14 protein-coding genes are annotated in these 16,644 nt (G+C 58.2%); 8 read left to right on the top strand and 6 right to left on the bottom strand.

Features of this window, described 5'->3' with window-relative positions; all coding sequences use genetic code 11:
* The first annotated feature begins 37 nt into the window (after window positions 1-37).
* From ABLN94_RS03210 to ABLN94_RS03195, 4 genes are all read left to right on the top strand, one after another.
* Entirely contained in the window at window positions 38-1,120 is a 1,083-nt protein-coding gene (locus ABLN94_RS03210) for an ABC transporter permease (RefSeq protein WP_352989076.1), read from the top strand.
* A gap of 3 nt (window positions 1,121-1,123) precedes the next feature.
* On the top strand, window positions 1,124-2,044 hold the full coding sequence (locus tag ABLN94_RS03205; RefSeq protein ID WP_170495719.1) for an ABC transporter permease: 921 nt from the start codon (window positions 1,124-1,126) through the stop codon (window positions 2,042-2,044).
* Window positions 2,045-2,078: 34 nt separating this feature from the next.
* Entirely contained in the window at window positions 2,079-3,152 is a 1,074-nt protein-coding gene (locus ABLN94_RS03200; protein ID WP_352989072.1) for a BMP family ABC transporter substrate-binding protein, read from the top strand.
* Window positions 3,153-3,288: 136 nt separating this feature from the next.
* Window positions 3,289-4,656 carry an MFS transporter gene (locus tag ABLN94_RS03195; RefSeq protein WP_352989070.1) on the top strand — a complete coding sequence of 456 codons (1,368 nt, stop codon included), beginning with the start codon at window positions 3,289-3,291 and terminating at the stop codon, window positions 4,654-4,656.
* Between the two features lie 19 nt (window positions 4,657-4,675).
* On the opposite strand, the gene ABLN94_RS03190 is transcribed toward ABLN94_RS03195, so the two are convergent.
* Window positions 4,676-5,908 carry an HlyD family secretion protein gene (locus ABLN94_RS03190; RefSeq protein WP_352989069.1) on the bottom strand — a complete coding sequence of 411 codons (1,233 nt, stop codon included), beginning with the start codon at window positions 5,906-5,908 and terminating at the stop codon, window positions 4,676-4,678.
* Window positions 5,909-5,911: 3 nt separating this feature from the next.
* Window positions 5,912-6,316, bottom strand: a complete 405-nt coding sequence (locus ABLN94_RS03185; RefSeq protein WP_417750499.1) for a hypothetical protein — start codon at window positions 6,314-6,316, stop codon at window positions 5,912-5,914.
* 138 nt (window positions 6,317-6,454) lie between these two features.
* Here ABLN94_RS03185 and ABLN94_RS03180 point away from each other — a divergent pair, with 138 nt between their 5' ends.
* From ABLN94_RS03180 to ABLN94_RS03165, 4 genes are all read left to right on the top strand, one after another.
* Window positions 6,455-7,525: an NAD(P)/FAD-dependent oxidoreductase gene (locus tag ABLN94_RS03180; RefSeq protein WP_352989067.1), complete on the top strand. Its 1,071-nt coding sequence runs from the start codon at window positions 6,455-6,457 to the stop codon at window positions 7,523-7,525.
* On the top strand, window positions 7,525-8,178 hold the full coding sequence (locus ABLN94_RS03175) for a DUF938 domain-containing protein (protein WP_352989065.1): 654 nt from the start codon (window positions 7,525-7,527) through the stop codon (window positions 8,176-8,178). The genes ABLN94_RS03180 and ABLN94_RS03175 overlap by 1 nt, the downstream gene beginning before the upstream one ends.
* A 69-nt stretch (window positions 8,179-8,247) precedes the next feature.
* Window positions 8,248-8,583, top strand: coding sequence for a carboxymuconolactone decarboxylase family protein (locus ABLN94_RS03170; RefSeq protein ID WP_352989063.1), 336 nt, complete (start codon window positions 8,248-8,250; stop codon window positions 8,581-8,583).
* 204 nt (window positions 8,584-8,787) lie between these two features.
* Window positions 8,788-9,324: a hypothetical protein gene (locus ABLN94_RS03165; RefSeq protein ID WP_352989062.1), complete on the top strand. Its 537-nt coding sequence runs from the start codon at window positions 8,788-8,790 to the stop codon at window positions 9,322-9,324.
* A gap of 83 nt (window positions 9,325-9,407) precedes the next feature.
* Here ABLN94_RS03165 and ABLN94_RS03160 read toward each other — a convergent pair whose 3' ends face one another.
* From ABLN94_RS03160 to ggt, 4 genes are all read right to left on the bottom strand, one after another.
* Window positions 9,408-11,915 carry a GcvT family protein gene (locus tag ABLN94_RS03160; RefSeq protein ID WP_352989059.1) on the bottom strand — a complete coding sequence of 836 codons (2,508 nt, stop codon included), beginning with the start codon at window positions 11,913-11,915 and terminating at the stop codon, window positions 9,408-9,410.
* Window positions 11,916-12,050: 135 nt separating this feature from the next.
* Window positions 12,051-13,328 (bottom strand): hypothetical protein, encoded by a 1,278-nt coding sequence (locus ABLN94_RS03155; protein ID WP_352989057.1) that lies wholly within the window; start codon window positions 13,326-13,328, stop codon window positions 12,051-12,053.
* 93 nt (window positions 13,329-13,421) lie between these two features.
* The gene (locus ABLN94_RS03150; RefSeq protein ID WP_352989054.1) at window positions 13,422-14,834 is read right to left on the bottom strand and encodes an FAD-binding oxidoreductase; all 1,413 of its coding nucleotides are present in this window, start codon (window positions 14,832-14,834) and stop codon (window positions 13,422-13,424) included.
* A gap of 12 nt (window positions 14,835-14,846) precedes the next feature.
* A complete protein-coding gene (ggt, locus tag ABLN94_RS03145; protein WP_352989051.1) occupies window positions 14,847-16,640 on the bottom strand; it encodes a gamma-glutamyltransferase in 1,794 nt (597 codons plus the stop codon).
* Window positions 16,641-16,644 lie beyond the last annotated feature (4 nt).

Below are 16,644 nucleotides of genomic sequence, written 5' to 3'. Positions count from 1 at the left end.
GTTTACAAAAAGATGAAGACCTTGGGGGGATGAGCAGATGATTGTGTTGGAGAAACGGCCGCAGCCGTCCAAGGCGTGGTCTTATGCGACCCCTTTGGTCGCAGTTGTGGCTACGATGGTATTTGGCGGCATCTTGTTCGCCATTTTGGGCAAAAACCCGGTTGAAGCTATCGGCACCATCTTCTGGGAGCCCCTGTTCGGTGAGTTCGCCTTCTATTACCGCCCGCAACTGCTGGTGAAGGGCGCGCCGTTGGTGCTGATCGCAATCGGTCTGTCCCTGGGTTTTCGCGCTGGCATCTGGAACATCGGTGCCGAAGGGCAGTACATTATGGGGGCCATTTTCGGTGCGGGTGCCGGTCTGGCCTTCTATCCTCTGGATGCATGGTACATCTTTCCGATCATGGTCATCGCTGGAGCATTCGGCGGTTGGCTCTGGGCCATGATCCCTGCCTTTCTGAAGGTGCGCTTCGGCACCAACGAAATCCTTGTGTCGCTGATGCTGGTCTACGTGGCCGAGCAAATGCTGGCCTCGGTTTCGCTGGGCCTGTTGAAGAACCCCGAAGGGTTCGGCTTTCCCGGCTCGCGCAACCTGCAGTCCTATGAAAGCGCGCATAATGCCGAGCTGATCGCAGGATCGGGGATGCACTGGGGTGTGGTGACGGCGCTGATTGCTGTGATCTTTGCTTATGTGCTGCTAAATCGGCACATGCTGGGCTTCCACATCCGACTGACCGGCGAAGCGCCACGTGCAGCGAAATTTGCTGGTGTGAACCCGGCGCGGCTGATCCTGTTCTGTCTGGGCCTGTCCGGTGCATTGGCCGGTCTGGCCGGGATGTTCGAAGTCTCCGGCCCTTCGGGCGTGGTCAGCATCGACTTTAACGTGGGTTACGGCTTTACCGCGATCATCGTGGCCTTCTTGGGGCGCCTGCATCCAGTGGGTATCCTGCTGGCCGGTGGCCTGATGGCGCTGACCTACATCGGCGGTGAAATCGCTCAGTCTCAACTCGGCCTGCCTGCCGCAGCCATTCAGGTATTTCAGGGAATGTTGCTGTTCTTCCTGCTGGCTTTCGATCTTCTGACAAACTACCGCATCCGAGCGGCCCGTAGCGAGGTGGCGTGACCCATGGACCTAGGTGAAATTAACCCCGTATTGTTGCTCGCCTCGCTTATGGTGGCTGCAACGCCCCTGCTTCTGGCCGCGATCGGTGAACTGGTCGTCGAAAAGGCAGGTGTTTTGAACCTTGGTGTTGAAGGCATGATGATCGTCGGCGCGATCAGCGGATTCGCGATCTCGGTCGAAACAGGCTCACCCTGGCTGGGCTTTGTCGCAGCGGCCATTGGTGGTGCAGTTCTGTCCCTGCTGTTTGTGCTGCTGACACAGTTTGCGTTGGCCAACCAAGTCGCCAGTGGCCTTGCCCTAACCCTGTTTGGTTTAGGCTTCAGCGCCCTTCTGGGCCAAAGCTATGTAGGGATCAAACCACCCAGCATGGGTGACATCCACATCCCAGTGATCAGCGATATCCCGGTCATCGGTCCGATCCTGTTCCAGCATGATCCTATCCTCTATGTCGGCATCGCTTTGACGGCAGCGGTCTGGGCCACGCTGAAATACACCCGTGTTGGTCTGATCCTGCGTGCGGTAGGTGAAAACCACGATGCGGCGCACGCCCTTGGCTACAAAGTCATCAAGATCCGCATCATGGCAATCCTGTTTGGCGGTGCGTGTGCCGGCCTAGGCGGAGCTTATATCAGCCTGATCCGCGTGCCGCAGTGGACCGAGGGCATGACCGCCGGTGTCGGCTGGATCGCTCTGGCTCTGGTGGTGTTCGCCAGCTGGAAGCCATGGCGTGCCTTGCTGGGTGCCTATTTGTTCGGCGGTATCACCGTGTTGCAGCTTAATTTGCAGGCGGCGGGCGTTGCCATTCCTGTCGAGTATCTGGCAATGTCGCCCTATATCATCACGATCCTTGTGCTTGTGATCCTTTCGGCCGACAAGAGCAGCGCACCTGCCTCACTGGGCCGGACCTTCCATGCCTCGCACTAGACGAGGCCAACTGAACCAACTTGGGGAGTAACACATGAAATTCACTACACTTTTGGCAAGTGCCGCCATGGCACTGGGTCTGGCCTCGGGGGCCATGGCCGAAGACAAGACCAAAGTCGGTTTCGTCTATGTCGGCCCTGTGGGCGACGGCGGCTGGACCTATGAGCACAACAAGGGCCGTCTGGCGGTTGAAGAGCATTTTGGCGACAAGGTCGAAACCGTCTTCGTTGAGTCCGTTCCCGAAGGCCCAGACGCCGAGCGGGTGATGACCCAGATGGCGCTGGAAGGCGCTGACCTGATCTTCACCACTTCGTTCGGTTACATGGACCCGACCATCAACGTGGCCAAGAAATTCCCGAACGTGAAGTTCGAGCACGCGACCGGCTACAAGACCGCTGACAACGTCTCGGTCTATTCGGCCCGTTTTTACGAAGGTCGTGCCGTTCAGGGCCACATCGCGGGCAAGATGACCGAGTCTGACATCATCGGCTATATCGGTTCGTACCCGATCCCCGAAGTGATCCGCGGCATCAACTCGGCTTACGTCCACGCCAAAAAAGTGAACCCGGATGTCGAGTTCAAGATCGTCTGGGCCTACACTTGGTTCGATCCGGCGAAAGAAGCTGACGCCGCCACCGTCCTGATCGAACAGGGCGCCGACGTGATCCTGCAGCACACCGACTCGACCGCGCCGCAAGCAGCCGCGCAAGAGGCGGGCAACGTGATCACCTTTGGTCAGGCATCGGACATGAGCGAGTACGCACCGCACCCGCGCGTATCGTCGATCATCGACAACTGGGCGCCCTACTACATCGCGCGCACTCAGGCCGTCATGGACGGCTCGTGGGCAACCGTGAACACTTGGGACGGAATCGCCGAGGGCATGGTTGAGATCGGTGAGATTTCTGACTCCGTTCCGGCCGATGTGAAAGAAGAAGCACTGGCGCTTAAGGCCGCTATGGCCGCAGGTGAGTATCACCCCTTCACCGGTCCGCTGAAAAAGCAAGACGGCAGCGACTGGTTGGCTGAGGGCGAGACCGCCGATGACGGCACGCTGGCGGGCATGAACTTCTATGTCGAAGGGCTGGAAGGCGAAATTCCGCAATAAACCTATCTGCATAGGCACTGAAGGGCTGGCCGTTTGGCTGGCCCTTTTTAGTTGCGCGGGGGCACACCCTCAGCCTTGACGAACAAAGCCAGGCGGGCCCTGATAGGATCAGCTGTCCACGGATCGGAACAATAAAATGCAGACCAAGGCACAAGACCGCAGTCGCTGGTGGATCCTTGGCGCGATGGGGGCGATCCTTGGGGTCATTCTGCTGGATGAAACGGTGGTCAGCGTTGCGTTGCCTACCATCCGGGATGAACTGCATCTCTCGCGGCTGGATGCGCATTGGGTAGTGAATATCTACCTGCTTGTGCTGGCTTGTTTCGCCGGGGCGGCAGGGCGTCTGGGTGACATTCTGGGCGTCCGAATACTTCTGAGTGCGGGCCTGCTGATCTTTGGTCTGTCCTCGGCGCTTGGAGGATTTGCAGAGGACGGTTTCGCACTGCTGACCGCCCGCGCGGTTCAAGGCATCGGCGCTGCCCTGATCTTTCCCTTGTCGATGGTGATACTGATCCAATCCTTTGACGAAAAGGAACGCGGCCTTGCCTTAGGTCTCTATGGCGGGATCGGTACGGTTTTTTTGTCATTGGGACCGCTGGTCGGAGGAGTGCTGACCGAATTTCTGTCCTGGCGCTGGATTTTTTGGGTCAACCCGCCAGTCGTGCTGGCTGTCGCCGCGATTACCTGGACCTTTTGGCGTGACCCGCCACACCTTTCGGAGCGTGGGTTCGACTGGAAGGGGCTTGTGCTGCTGGTGCCCGGCTTGGCCGCGCTGGTTTTTGGGATCATGGAAGGTCCGGACCGAGGTTGGGTCCAACCCGAAGTGCTTGCGGCGTTAATCGCAGGCCTTGCGGCGCTCACGCTATTTGTCCGGATTGAGCGACGCATCCCAACGCCCTTGATCGCGGTGACTCTGTTTGCCAACCCCGGCTTTGCGGCGGCAAACATGATCCTGTTTACTGCGCAGTTCGGCAAGATCGCTTTATTTGTATTCGGGGCGTCCTACTTTCAAACCAAGCTTGGCTTTTCCCCGCTGGCCGCCGGAGCCGCACTATTGCCTATCGCATTCCCGCAAATCTTCGTGGCGCCGATGGCGGGCAAGGTCGCCGACAAGTTCGGAACACGCGGTCCATCGCTGACGGGCACAGCACTGGGGACAGTCGCCATCCTGTTGATTGCGCTGGGAATGCATCAGGACGTCACGGCGCTGATTTATACGGGTTACATCCTGTGGGGATGCTGCGTGCCGTTTCTGTTCGTTCCGCCCCGGCGCGCCATTATGTCCTCCGTATCACAAGATCTGCACGGTCAGGCAAGCGGGATATCCATGACGTTTCAACTGTTGGGCGGCACGGTCGGCATGGCGCTTGGAAGTTCAGTCTTTGCGATAACCAACTCCTACCCTCTGGTCTTTTGCTTCGTCGCGGGTTTCGCAGCCTGCGTTCTGGCTTATTCTTTCGCCTCGCTAGCTGAGGCTAGACCATCTGGCCGCGCCTCTGGCTGAAGCACGGCCGAAGCCCCATTTAGTGGCCGGTCAGAACCAGTGTATTCACCGGCATCAGGATCAATCGCAGGCGCAGGCCGGCCGCGTGGACAACACCAATCGTGTCGATCACATGCAGGGCCGCAGACTGCCAAAATCCCAGATCCTCATGCTCAAGCCGCTCATGATTGTCGGTATAGACATTGGCCAGACAGTTGCTGCCCGGCGGAATGTCATCCGCCATGTTTTTGTACAGCGGCTCCATATAGACCAAGATCGAGCCCGGCACATTATTGGCCTGCACATCCCGCAACTCGTCCGAGGGGCGAATTTGGCCAGATGGGATCACGTCCTGCACCTCGACCACAACCATCGGGATCACTGTGAAGGGCTTGGTCATGCAGCCCAACTCTCCGATCATGCCGGGCTTGATGACCTGCGCCGACATCTGGTTGAACGCGGCCTGGAACCGATTGTGGCCCGAAGATGAGGGCACCAGAATACCCGCCGGGCGCAGCAGAGGGCTGACATAGTCGCCAACCTGGAGGCCAAACTGTTCAATCCGACCGGTGACGCCGGCGTTGATCACTGTCTTGTCCAACTCGGTCAGAGCGGCGTCCAGTTGCGCATTGGCGCTGGCCAGTTGGGCGGGGATCAGTTCCTCGATCTGTTGTATGACGGCTGCGCGTTGGGACTCAGCGGCCCGCAATTGAGCCTCGCGTTCAGCGACCAGATTTTCCAACCGGTCGATCTCGGCCAGCCGCACAGCGCTGGACCCTTCGTCGCGCAGTGTGGTGTTGCGCTCCAGGTCTTCCAGAGACTGATCCAGCGCGGCTCGCGCACCGGCGATTCCAGCCTCAGCTTCTGCCAAATCGGTCTCGGCCACTTTCAGCGAGGCCTGAACCTGTGCGATCTCGGCATGGGCCGCTTCGACCATGGCGGTTTGGGTGAAATCTTCGATCCGGAAGATCGGCTGCCCGGCAGCAACCTGCTGGTTGTTGGTGACATAGACCTCGGACACGCGCCCGCCCAGTTGAGGCAGGATGGTCACGGTGCGAAAATATGAGGCTGCCGTCTTGCTGGCCGGATGGAAGTAGAACAGCGTGGTGATCACGGTCAGCGCCAGAATGGCACAGGTTGTCAGGCCCCAGCGCAGTTCATACCACATAGTAAACAGCGTGATCTCATGCCCGATCCGCTTACCCTGCACATAACGGCGGAACAGATAGTCAGGCAGCACTGTCACCAGAGCGCACATCAATGTCTCAAGCATGTCTTACTGCTCCTGTTGCGCGGTAGGTTCGGTGGGTGGCGTTGGAGTGGGTTCGTCCGGTCGGGGGTTGCCCAAAGATCGGATCGCGTCAGCAATAGCCCTCAGCGGCGCGGCCACGTCGGGGAACTGGAACCCAGCCACCAGAATGGCAGCAACCCAGAACAACCCATTGTGGGTAAACAGCGCCAAAAGGGCCAGAATGCCGACCAGCTGGAACTGAGGATGGTTGGATTCATGTGCGATTTTTTCGGGGATCGAATGCAGGGTGAAATATCCGACCCCGATCAGAATGATCACCACAACGGTAAAAACAAACATGAACGTCAAAAGAAAATCACTGCCGTCCGCTTGGGTCACGTAGGACGGAATATGCCCTGTGGCCATCGGGTGTAAATCTGCGGTGCTCACCCTGCCCTCCTGTTTATGCTTGTTCCTCTTTGGATGGGTTGATGCGTAAATTCAAGCCTGCTTAAAGTTGCCGACAGAGTTCCGGCACTTTCGCCTGGCCGGCATTCGCGGCCCGGGCGCCCGATCGAATGAGGCTACATGATTGATTTTCTTATCATAGGCGGAGGCATCGCAGGCCTAAGCGCCGGAGCACGCCTGTCACACCACGGGCACGTGACCTTACTTGAGGCGGAAGATGCCCTTGGCTATCACACGTCGGGCCGATCGGCTGCCCTGTTCGAGGAAAACTATGGTCCGCCCTCTGTGGTGGCACTGAACAGGGCGAGCGCAACGTATCTGCATAGCGCGAATGGTGGGTATTTAACACCACGCGGTATTTTGCTGGTCGGTCACAAGGACCAACGCGCTGCCTTTGAAAAGGACGCCGCCGAGTTAAACATGCAGATCATATCTAGGGATGAGGCACTGGTCCGGGTGCCGATCTTGAACCCGGATAAAGTTGCCCATGCAGCCCTTAGCAACTCTGCGTTCGACATCGACACGGACAGGTTGCTACAGGATTTTGCCCGGGTTATTCGCAAAAATGGCGGCAAGATCGTGACCAAAGCCAATGTCTCTGCCATCCACAAGGGCAAGTACTGGACCGTCGACGCCGGACAGACTTTTGAAGCCCACACTCTGATCAATGCTGCCGGAGCCTGGGTAGATGAGATCGCCTCACTGGCCGGGATCGCTCCGATCGGCATCACACCGAAACGCAGGTCAATGGCGCGCCTGCCTGCGCCGGGCGGGCATGATGTAAGCGACTGGCCGATGCTGTTTGGCGTGGGAGAGGCGTGGTATGCTAAGCCGGATGCGGGCAAGCTTCTGGTATCGCCGTCCGAGGCCGATCCGGTCCCGCCGCAGGACGCCTATGCCGACGATATGGTGTTGGCCGAAGGTTTGGCCCGATACGAAGAGATGGTCACCGAACCCGTCACCCGGGTCGAGACAAACTGGGCCGGGCTGCGCAGCTTTGTCTCCGACGGAACGCTGGTTCTTGGACCCGATCCGGCCGATCCTTCTTTTGTCTGGTCAGCGGGTCAGGGCGGATACGGGTTCCAGACTTCTCCCGCGGCGTCGCAACTGGTTGCGGATTTGACAATCGGCACGGCCTCCGAACTGGATGCCGAAACCATTGCTGCCCTCAGCCCGGAAAGGTTGCGCTGATGAGCAAACGAACGCTTCCCTCCAACGCCAGTGTGGTCAGCCAAGGTCAGGACGGACGACTTGTCGCGCCTGCGGCAACACGTAATGCCGACGCGCTGTGTGACTTGCTGAAACACTGGGCACCCAGTACGGGCAAGGCGCTGGAGATCGCCAGCGGCACCGGCCAGCATGTTAGCGCGTTCGCCCGGTCCCTGCCCGATCTGAACTGGCAACCGACTGAGGTAGAAGCGGAGCGGCGGGCCAGCATTGACGCCTATACAACTGATCTGCCCAACGTCGCAGACGCGGTCACGCTGGATGCCACGGTACGAGGATGGCACGAGGGGTTCACAGGTCAGAACCTGATCGTGCTGATCAACTTGGTACATCTGATCAGCTGGCCAGAGGCGCAGGTGCTGATATCCGAAGCCGCACGGGCGCTGGCCCCCCAAGGGCGGTTTATCCTCTACGGGCCATTCAAACGACTAGGTCAGCTAACAAGCGACGGCGACCAGAGGTTCCATAACGCGCTTGTCCAGCAAGACCCCGAGATCGGCTATAAGGATGACAGAGACATCTCCAACTGGATGGCAGCTCAGAGTCTGAGCGTCCTCAAAATCGTCGAGATGCCAGCAAACAATCTGGCCTTTATCGCGGAAAAATCTGGCACCTGATCAAGATCAAGGCCCTGCTTAACGCGCCACAACATATTCCATTTATCTAATGTTAAATGGAATGATGACATGAGCTGGCAGAACAAGATCAAAGAAACGCGCAATGGTCTGCGCAACCTCAACGGTGCGATACCCGACGCTACCCGAGCATTCGGTGCACTTAGCGCTGCGGTCAAACAAGGGGGAACGCTGGACTACAAAACCAAGGAGTTCATTGCTCTGGGCATGTCCATAGCGATCCGATGTGAACCATGCATCACTTTGCACACCGAAGCCTTGGTCAAAGCGGGCGCAACGCGAGAGGAGTTTTCCGATGTGTTGGCAATGGCCGTTCAGATGGGCGGCGGCCCGTCGATGATGTATGCTGCAAAAGCGTTGGAGTGTTTTGACGAATTGCAAACCTGACGTCCCCCAAACGAACTGAGTTTTAATGGGTCGGGTTAGATTTTAATCTTCTCGACCCTTTTTTGCATTCAGATTAGAGCTCTGATTTCAATTGTTTGCCATAGTCAAAGCGGCGCGGCTGTAAGCTTCGCGGGCGCCAATCTAGTGTTCAATCGTGACTTTTTCGCGCGTTTTTGCTAGGCTATCCAAAGGGGTGTAGCCGCGATGAAAGCCATATTAGCTATACTGTTAACCTTGTTACCCGCACAGTCGATGGCCCAGGAAGATCCGATCAGGGGCCGATTTCATTGCGGCGTTCTGGCCAACCGATTTGTCCCCACGAATAACAAAGTGACGAAGCCAAAGGTCAAAGTCCCTAAGGGTTTTACGCCTGGAACTACCCTGATTGTTGATTACACGCTTGACCCAACAAGCGGCCTGACGATCTACCTCGGGGAACCGAACCGAGCGAATGTTCTGATCGAGGAACCATTTCCCGAAAGTAGCTTTAAGGGGATATCCAAGATTACCCATAAGGCTGAATACCGCTCAACATTCAGCGAATTCTCCCTTGGCAAGTATTCGGTGAACTACAAAGGTAACGACCAGTTGAACATCAAAAGGTCCTGCAGCACCGGGTGGTCTGGCCACTATGTCCAGACCTATGTCAGCGGGCATTTCACTCAAGTGGTTTCGCTAAGTTGTCGCCCGTTGGTAAATGCCACGGAAGACTTGCTCGACCGTCTGAAGCTGTACAACTAGGGTACTTCTACAAGCCATGTCTGGCGCAATATTTCTGATGAAGGAAAGAAAAAGGCCCCGGCTTTCGCTGGGGCCTTTTCAAATTAGCCGTCCTTGCGGATGACTTCATTCTTCGGATCGTAGGGGCTGTCGCAGGTGACAACCGCATCCCACAGCTTGTCCTGAATTTTGACTTGCAGCTTGGTGCCTTCGACCGCCAGCTCGGGCTTCACGTAACCCATGCCGATGGATTTTTCGAAGGCCACCGAGTAGCCGCCCGAGGTCAGACGACCGACGCGCTCACCTTCCGGCGTGTACAGCGCCTCGCGGCCCCACGGATCGGCATCGTCCGGTCCGTCGATCAGCAGGGTGCAGCATTTCACGCGCACACCGGTCTCTTCCAGCTTGGCCTTGCCGTAGAAGTCTTTCGACAGGTCGACAAAGCGCGGCAGGTCGGCTTCCAGCGGGGTCGCATCGCGGCCCAGTTCGGTGCCGAAGGCGCGATAGGATTTTTCCTGACGCAGCCAGTTCTGAGCGCGCGCACCAACCAGTTTCATACCATGCTTCTCACCGGCTTTTTCCAGCAGGTCGAACAGGTAGTTCTGCATCTCGATCGGGTGGTGCAGTTCCCAGCCCAGCTCACCAGTATAGGCCACACGGATCGCGTTCACGGGGCACATGCCCAGTTCAATCTGACGGGCCGACAGCCACGGGAAGCGCTTGTTGGACAGTGCGGTTTCCGGATCGGCGTCCTTGATGACCTCTTTCAGGACGTCACGCGACTTGGGACCGGCGATGGCGAAAACGCCCCACTGGGTGGTCACGTCCTGGATCTCGATATAGCCGAACTCCTCCATCTTGTCCTCGGCCGCCTTACGCAGATAGTCGGCGTCATACTCGGTCCAGGCACCGGCCGAGACGATGTAGTAGTTGTTCTCGCCATTGCGGACGATGGTGTATTCGGTGCGGGTGGTGCCGTGCGACGTCAGCGCGTAGGTCAGGTTGATACGACCGACTTTGGGCAGCTTGTTGCACGTAAACCAATCCAGGAACTGAGTCGCACCGGGGCCTTTGACGACATGCTTGGTGAAGGCCGACGCGTCGATCAGGCCAACGCCTTCGCGGATCGCTTTGGCTTCTTCGACGGCGTACTGCCACCAATTACCACGACGGAAGGAACGGCTTTCCTCGTCGAAGTTTTCGGGCGCATCAACCGGGCCAAAGTAGTTCGGGCGCTCCCAACCGTTCACCCAGCCGAACTGTGCGCCACGCGCCTTCTGGCGATCGTACGCCGGAACAGTCCGCAGCGGACGGCAAGCTGCGCGCTCTTCGTCAGGGTGGTGCAGGATGTAGACGTGCTCATAGCACTCTTCGTTCTTGCGGGCTGCGAACTCGGTGGTCATCCAGTTCGACGAGTAGCGTTTGGGGTCCAACGAGGCCATGTCGATCTCGGCTTCGCCATCAACCATCATCTGCGCGAGGTAGTAGCCGGTGCCGCCTGCGGCGGTGATACCGAAGCTGAAACCCTCGGCCAGCCACATGTTGCGCAGACCCGGAGCCGGACCAACCAGCGGGTTGCCATCGGGGGTGTAGCAGATTGGACCGTTGAAATCGTCTTTCAGACCGGATTCAGCGCAGGACGGTACGCGTTCAGCCATCGCCATGTACTGATCTGCAATCCGGTCCAGATCCAACGGGAACAGGTCCGCGCGGAAGCTGTCCGGCACGCCATGTTCGAACCGCGCGGGTGCGCCATGTTCGTAGATACCCAGAATCCAGCCGCCACGTTCTTCACGCGCATAGGATTCGTTGTCGGCGTCACGCACAACAGGGTGTTCAGGGTTGCCGGCCTCACGCCATTTGACCAGCTCGGGGTCTTTGTCCATGACGATGAATGTGTGCTCGACAGGAATGGCGGGCATCTTGATACCCAGCATCTTGGCGGTGCGCTGCGCGTGGTTGCCGGATGCAGTCACGACATGCTCGGCGGTGATCACAACCTGCTCATCGCTTTCTACAAGGTTACCGCCCTTTTCCACCATCTTGGTGCAGGTGACTTCCCAGTGGGTGCCGTTCCAGTGGAAGGCGTCGGCCTGCATCTTGCGGACGATATCGACGCCACGCTGACGGGCGCCCTTGGCCATCGCCTGAGTCACGTCGGCGGGGTTAATATAGCCGTCCTCGGTGTGGTAGATCGCGCCCTTCAAGTCCGAGGTTTCGATCAGCGGCCAGCGTTCCTTGATCTGCTCAGGCGTCAGCCATTCATACGCAACGTCACAGGTTTCGGCTGTGGACGCGTAGAGCATGTACTCATCCATACGCTCTTGCGTTTGCGCCATACGCAGGTTGCCAACCACGGCAAAACCCGCGTTCAGACCGGTCTCTTCCTCAAGCGTCTTGTAGAAATCGACCGAGTACTTGTGGATGTGAGTCGTCGCATAGGACATGTTGAACAACGGCAGCAGACCCGCTGCGTGCCAGGTGGATCCGGACGTCAGTTCGTCCCGTTCGATCAACATCACATCGTCCCAGCCTGCTTTGGCCAGGTGATAGGCAATCGAGGTCCCGACGGCGCCGCCGCCAACGACCAGTGCTTTGACTTGGGTTTTCATAACCGGGCGTCTCCCCTTGAATTCAGTTGACACCATATGGCGCATTTGAAGCGCCCGGCGCGACATTCATCCGACCAGTGATATGAGAAAAACGACCAGACGTCGCATACAGACAGCGGAATCCGTGTTTTTGGCCTATTGCCCAGAGGCAGAGCACCGCTTACCGCTGCCAATCTTGGCGCACGAAGCCCCCAAGCCGCCCTTGTATACGCGCACCGGCTTCGCAGACTTGCCGCCGCCTGCGTCTTTTGACCCAACGCCTATGGCAGAGAGACCGCCAAAAGCAGGCAGTTTGTCCTTCAGGTTGGCGAAAAATCCAGAACTCTCGGCTTGGCTTGTATCTTCAACGTCCTCGGCCTCCTGCAAAGCTGCCTGTCGTTGAGCCGAATCCAGCAACAGTTGCAGCGCCCGACCATAGCCGATCTGCAAGACGTCCTGATTTTCGAAAACCTCGCCGCCGGTGATGTCCATCAATCCTTCGCTGTTTAACCCCGCGGATGTCACCATATTCACAATCACCGCCGTGACGTCCAAATTGCTGAGTTTATCGCTGGTCGTCTTTTCCTGAACCGCCACCATCTCAGAGTACAGACGGTTCATCTTGTCGGCGACTGCCGGCTGCTGGTTGAACGCGATCGAATTTCCCTGCCCTACGACAGGAGACGGAAAAGTCAGCAACGCGTTGAGCGCCGCATAGTCGACCGCCTCCAAAAGCTCGTGGATTGTGGAATCGTCTGCATTGGTGTGCATTCGGATCACCACTTCTTCATCGATTCCGATCCGGCCAATGATTTTGCGATATGGAAAATCTCCGGTTGGGTCCAGAGTGTCCTGATTAACCTCCATGAAGGCAACGCCGTCGATCACGGCAAACCCTTCTTTGAACGACACTTGGGCCAGGAAACTCTGCTGCCGCGACAGGGCAATGCCTGCCAACGTATTCCGCACCGATTCCGGTTTCAGGCTGATGTCAATCCAGGCGATTTCCTCTCCCTTGGCGTAGACCATGCCCGTTTCGCCCAGCTTGCGCAGCATCGCGTCTTCGCCACCGCTAGACAATCGCGCCAGTTCTGCCGGGCTCGCAATGGAACTGATCAAAGGGGTCGGGCCATAGCCTGCAAGTACCGCTTTGACGGCAGCGTTGTCATTAGCTGCCAGTTCATACCGCGCCCATCCTTCGCCGGTCGCAGGCAGAAAGGATTTTGCCCCGGCTTTCCAGCGCTTTTTGCGGTCTCGCTCGGCGGCTTTGGCATCGCGCACTTCCTGCTGGTTCGCGAAACGCGCTTTGATTGTGTCGACATACCCACCAGCGGACAACGTGTCTTCGTGTTTTTTGTCCTGCTGATAGTAGTCCAGGCCGGTGATGACCAAGACCACCATCAGCACCAATCCAAAGATACGTAATGCGTTCATCTAAATTTCCGAAATCAATCACCCGCAGATTAACGGTAGATAAACGGAAATTAGGGCAGTCATGTGACATTCACGGTAAAAATTTGCGGGATTCTAGGGCTCCATGCCGGGTAAAATCTTGCCGGGATTCATAATGTTGTCAGGATCCAGAGCCTTTTTGATCGCCCCCATATAGGAAACCGCAGGGCCAAGCTCCTTGACCAGATAGGGCCGCTTGCCTTGCCCGATACCATGCTCACCTGTGCATGTCCCTTCCATCGAAATCGCCAGATCGTTCAACCACCCAACAAATCCGTCCGCGCGGGCGACTTCCTCGGCATTGTCCATGTCGATCAGCAGCAGAGTATGGAAATTCCCGTCCCCGACATGCCCGACAATAGGTGCCATCAGGCCAAGCTCTTTCGTCTTAGCTTGCGTCGCGGTCACACATTCCGCCAAGCGTGAGATCGGAACGCACACATCTGTGGAAATCCCTCGGGCTCCGGGGCGCAGTTGAAGGCTGGCCCAATACATATCATGGCGGGCTTGCCACAGTTTGTTGCGTTCTTCCGTTGTCGAAGTCGCTGCGAAATCTGAACCGCCGAACTCTTCTGCAATCTGGCCAAAAGTCTCGGCCTGCTCGACAGCACCGGTTTCCGAGCCGTGAAATTCCAGCAACAACAGTGGCGTTTCCGGCAAGGTGAGGCCGGAATACGCGTTAGCGGCCTTCACTGACAACTCGTCCAACAGTTCGATCCTGGCTACGGGCACTCCATATTGGATCGTCATCATCACGGCCTGACAGGCTGCATCAACCGTCGGAAAGGAACACCGGGCTGAGGTGATCGCCTCGGGGATACCCTGCAATCGCAGCGTGAGTTCGGTGATGATGCCCAACGTGCCTTCCGCCCCAATCATGAGGCGAGTCAGGTCATACCCGGCCGAGGACTTCCGCGCCCTATGCCCGGTGCGAATGATCTGACCGTCCGGCATCACCGCTTCAAGACTGAGGATATTGTCCTTCATCGTGCCATAGCGCACCGCGTTGGTGCCAGACGCCCGAGTCGCAGCCATCCCGCCCAATGAGGCGTTGGCACCCGGGTCGATGGGGAAAAACAGGCCTTGATCACGCAGATGCGTGTTCAGGTCTTCGCGCGTCACGCCGGGTTGCACGACACAGTCCAGATCACCGGCATGCACGGCCAGAACCTTGTCCATCTGTGTCAAATCTACCGAAATCCCACCCGCAGGGGCGTTTACGTGGCCTTCCAGCGAGGTGCCGGTGCCAAAGGCGATCACGGGTACTTTGTGCTGGGCGCAGGTTTGGACGATCTCAGAAACTTCCTCGGTCGAATGGGGAAAAACCACCGCGTCAGGAGCTTGATTGTCTATCCAGGTCGTGGTGTGCCCATGCTGTTCCCTAACCGCCTGACCAGTTTGCAAACGGTCACCGAATTTCTGCTTGAGGATACCGACAACCGTCTCAATACCGGCCTCGTTTCTCGGTAACGCAACTGCCTGCACCATCTGGTTTACCTCTTACTCGCCCAGCGCGATGCCTTCGCGGCGCGGATCGGCGCCTCCGATCAGAACGTCGCCTATCTCAATCGCATGCAGGCCCGAGGTCAGGTCGCGCGCGTTGACCTCGAACCCCAGCTCGATCAGCGGGTCCGAGAACCCTTCCGCCGCCGTGCCCTGCTCCACATCGTAAGTACCGAACCGATTGACCAGATGCGGCAGCGACAGCGCCTGTTGCACGTCTAAATCCCAATCGGCCCAGGCGATGATCGACTTGGCGACATAACCGATAATGTGGCTCCCACCGGGCGAGCCTATCGCCAACACCGGCGCTCCGTCCTGCATCACAATCGTCGGGCTCATGGACGAGCGCGGGCGCTTGCCCGGCTCCAACCGGTTGGCAATCGGAACGCCACCGCTGTGAGTTTTGAACGAGAAATCCGTCAGTTCGTTGTTCAATAGGAAACCGTTGGTCATCAGCCGCGAACCGAAGCCGTTTTCGATCGTCGTGGTCATAGACAGCACGTTGCCGTATTGGTCCACAATCGAGATGTGCGAGGTCGAGGGCAGCTCTAGCGAGATATCATTCGCCCAATTCGACGCATGGTCGAATTCCGGGTTACCCGGCGTGACCTCGGTCAGTGCCCCCTCACCACCCAGCAACTGTCCACGCTCCGACAGGTAGTCAGGATCGACCAAACCCTGCGTGGGCATCGGAACAAAATCGTGATCGGCCATGTAACGGCCGCGATCCGCAAAGGCCAAACGCGAGGCATCGCCAATCAGACGCCAGGCATTTGCATCCTCTGGTCCCATCGCCGCCAGATCAAATCCATCCAACATGCCCAGAATCTGCCCGACTGTCAGCGCGCCAGAAGATGGCGGCCCCATGCCGCAGACCTCATAGGTCCGGTAGGTCGCACAGACCGGTTCGCGTTCGATCACCTGATACAGAGCCAGATCGACACCGGACAAAACGCCGGGATTGCCTGGCGCGCTACGCACGGTACTCACAATACCGGCGGCGATCTCGCCACCATAGAACCCGGCCGATCCTTCACGGGCCAGAATTCGTAGCGTTTCAGCATAGTCCGGGTTCATAAGCCGCTGACCTTGCTGCAAGGGCTCGCCACCGGGCAGGAAATACTCAGCCGTTACCGGAAAACGTGAAAGCCGTTCGGCATCTGCTTCGACAAGCGTGGCCAGACGCGGTGAGACGAGGAATCCTTCATCGGCCAACACGATGCCGTCCTGAAACAAGCTCGGCCACGGGCTGCGGCCCCAACGCCTGTGGGCCTCTTCCAGCAGAGCCGGCGTACCAGGCGTGCCGACGGAAAGCCCTCCGACAACGGCGTCGTAGAAATTCAGCGGTTCGCCATTTTCATCATGGAAATGACGGTGGTTCGCCTCCAGCGGGGCGGTCTCGCGCCCGTCCAGCGTTGTCAGCTTACCGGTCGCAGCGTCATACCAGACCAGAAACGCGCCACCGCCAAGGCCCGAGGATTGCGGCTCGACCAGCCCCAGAACAACCTGCACCGCGACCATCGCATCCGCGGCTGAGCCTCCGGCCCGCAGCACTTTGGCCCCGGCCTCAACAGCCAGCGGGTTCGCCGCAGCAACCATCCAGTTCTCAGACGTGACTGGCTGACCAGCCAATTTGGCCTCAAGCGAAGCAATCACCTCTTCGGTCAGGCCTTGAACCTGCCCGTCCGACGCACCCTCAGGCGCCACCGCATCAGCTGTTTCCTGCGCAACAGACGCCCCTCCAAAGGTCAGCGCCGCCAAAAACAATCCCGAAATCAGATTTCGTCTCATCGCG

Origin of the sequence: Ruegeria sp. SCP11 (genome assembly GCF_040329455.1) — a bacterium.
Taxonomy (GTDB): Bacteria; Pseudomonadota; Alphaproteobacteria; order Rhodobacterales; family Rhodobacteraceae; genus Ruegeria; species Ruegeria atlantica_E.
Note: the sequence above shows the minus strand (reverse complement) of the source record. Positions and strands in the feature narration are given on the sequence as shown.